This window comes from Streptomyces sp. Isolate_45 (assembly GCF_024721315.2).
GTDB lineage: Bacteria > Actinomycetota > Actinomycetes > Streptomycetales > Streptomycetaceae > Streptomyces.
The window spans coordinates 1-2,709 of the sequence record NZ_JANFAK020000323.1 but is presented as its reverse complement, the minus strand read 5'-3'; the positions used below and the strand labels follow the sequence as shown (position 1 = coordinate 2,709).

Annotated in this window: 3 protein-coding genes; 1 reads left to right on the top strand and 2 read right to left on the bottom strand. The window is 73.8% G+C overall.

Going from position 1 to position 2,709, the window contains the following annotated elements; translation table 11 throughout:
* The coding region (locus NOD94_RS40710) for a DUF692 domain-containing protein (protein ID WP_281211282.1) at positions 1-896 on the bottom strand (896 nt) is incomplete at its 3' end.
* Positions 897-1,018: 122 nt separating this feature from the next.
* Positions 1,019-1,852 (bottom strand): aminoacyl-tRNA hydrolase, encoded by an 834-nt coding sequence (locus tag NOD94_RS40705; protein ID WP_281211281.1) that lies wholly within the window; start codon positions 1,850-1,852, stop codon positions 1,019-1,021.
* Between the two features lie 71 nt (positions 1,853-1,923).
* On the opposite strand from NOD94_RS40705, the gene NOD94_RS40700 reads away from it, so the two are divergent.
* Entirely contained in the window at positions 1,924-2,598 is a 675-nt protein-coding gene (locus NOD94_RS40700) for an AIM24 family protein (RefSeq protein ID WP_281211280.1), read from the top strand.
* The last annotated feature ends 111 nt before the right edge of the window (positions 2,599-2,709 follow it).

Sequence of the window (2,709 nt, the reverse complement as noted above, 5' to 3'; positions counted from 1 at the left end):
TGCTGTAACACTGTTCCCCTACACGACGCTCTGCCGATCTCCCCGTCGGGCGCCGCGGGCGGCCGCCGGGCGGTGGTGGGGGTGGCGCCCACCACGGCCCGGATCCGCTCCAGTTCCCCGGCCAGCTCGGCCTCCGGCGGGAAGTCGTCGTCGCGCTCCAGCAGCACCCCCGGCGGGTCCACCCGCTCGCGCAGCCGCGCGAGGACGTCGAGCACCACCGGCGGTACCGGGTGCGCGTGCGTGTCGTGCCAGACGCCGTCGCGCTCCACGCCTCCGGCGACGTGTACGTAGGCCAGCGCCTCCAGCGGGATCCCGTCGAGGACGGTGGCGGGGTCCTCGCCGCGGTTGACCCGGTTCGTGTGCAGGTTGGCCACGTCGATGAGGAGCCGTACGCCGGTCCGCTCGACCAGCTCCGTCAGGAACTGCCCCTCCGTCAGTTCCTCCCCGGGCCAGGAGAGGAGCGCGGCGATGTTCTCCAGCGCCAGCGGCACGGGCAGCGCGTCCTGGGCGATCCGCACGTTCTCGCACAGCACCGCCAGCGCGTCGCGGGTGCGGGGCACGGGTAGCAGGTGACCGGCCTCCAGCGCGGGCGAGGACGTCCGTACGAAGGCGATGTGCTCGGTGACCAGCGGCGCCCCCAGCGCCACCGCCCGCTCCGCGAGCTCGGCCAGCTTTCCGGCGTCGGGCCGGTCGGCGCCGCCGAGGCCCAGCGACACCCCGTGCGGCACGACGTGGACGCCGCGCTCGCGCAGTCTCAGCAGTCCGGGGTGCAGGTGGCCGGGGCAGGCGTTCTCCGCCACCACCTCGACCCAGTCCAGGCCCGGCAGCCGTTCGACCGCGTCCGCGATCTCCGGCCGCCAGCCGATGCCCACCCCCAGGCGCGTCATGGGCTTCATGTCGCCGCCCCCCTCTTCTCTTCGGTCCGTCGGACCGTGTGCCGGTGTGATGACCCTGTCGGAGCCCGGCCAACCCGCGTGGGGGGACGTTCAGAGCATGATTTGAGGTTCCCGCCCGGACCTCAGAGCCGTGCCCGCAGCGCCGGGTGGTCCGCGACGACCGTGCAGGATCCCGGCGCGATCTCCGTGAAACCGGCGTCCCGTACCACCGGCAGTCCGCTCCCGCCCAGCTCGGCCCACCGCTCGCGCGGGGCCGTGCGCGCGGCCAGTCGGAAACCGGAGTCCCGCCACGCCGTCCGCTCGGCCGGGGTGAGCTCCCACCAGGCCAACTGCGCCGCGTGCCCGACCTGCGCCATCGCCTTGCCGGCGGACATGCCGAGGTCCGGGTTGAGCCACAGCACCGGGAGGTCGGCGGCGGCCGGCGGAACCGGCCCGGGGTCGTCCAGATCGGTGCCGGAGACCTGGAGCTTCGCCAGCTCCTTGGGCCAGCCGTCCAGCGGCACCGGCGGGAAGACCCGTACCTGGGAGGCCTCGCCGCTGACGGTGATGCCCGGCAGGGTCTCCGCCTTGCGCCACTCCGCGCCGCGCGCCCGCCGGACCACCTTGCGGATCCGGGCGTCCTGCCAGTCGCGGACGGCCTCGGCCCACTCGCCCTCGCCGTGCGCGCGCTCGTCCGCCAGCAGCACCAGCACCGCGCGGGCCGCCGTCTCCAGCGCGTCCGTCCGGGCGGGCGGCTCGGTCTTCTCGATCCGTACGACCAGCGGCAGGACGAACTGCGGGGCCTCGTCGCGCAGGACGTGCTCCAGGCGGAAGGGGCTCTCCGCCCCGACCGCGGGAACGGCTGCGGGGGCGGCCGTGGGTACGACCACCTGTACGTCCGTGGGGGTGTCCGTGGATACCGGCGCGCTGCCGCCCGCGGGTACGTCTGTGGTCTCGTTCGTGTGCCGGCTGCTCATCCTGCCAAGGATGCCGGCCTCCGACCTGAGGAGGATGCTCCGGGTCCCTCACCCGCGCGAGGATCGAACCCATGAAGAGCGACCTTTTCGCGTCCGAGAACCTGGCCCAGCCGGCCGCCGCGCCCGGCATGACCCTGCAGAACGCCAAGTCCGTCAAGTACACCGTCAACGGAGAGGTGCTCGCCCGTCAGGGCGCGATGATCGCCTTCCGGGGGAACCTGCAGTTCGAGCGGAAGGGCCAGGGCATAGGCGGCATGCTCAAGCGCGCCGTCACCGGCGAGGGGCTCGCGCTGATGTCCGTACGGGGCCAGGGCGAGGCCTGGTTCGCGCACCAGGGCGGCAACTGCTTCATCGTCGACTTCGAACCCGGTGACGCGCTGACCGTCAACGGCCGCAACGTCCTGTGCTTCGACCCGACGCTCTCCTACGAGATCAAGATGGTCAAGGGCGCCGGCATGACCGGCGGCGGCCTCTTCAACAGCCTCTTCACCGGCACCGGCAAGCTCGCCGTCGTGTGCGACGGCAGCCCCATCATCATCCCCGTCACCCCGCAGGAACCGGTCTTCGTCGACACCGACGCCGTCGTGGGCTGGAGCGCCCGGCTGGAGACCGGGCTGCACCGCTCCCAGTCCGTCGGCTCCATGATCCGCGGCGGCTCGGGGGAGGCCGTCCAGCTGAAGCTGAGCGGCGAGGGCTTCGTCATCGTCCGCCCCAGCGAGGTCACCGAGGCGGCCGCCTCGCACTGAACCGGCCCCGGCCGGCCGGGGGCGGGGGGGGGGGGGGGGTACGCCTCGCCCGACCGCCGGTGTAAGACGCGTCGTGCTGCCGCGCCCCGCCCGGCCCCGGCCGCGCCGGGG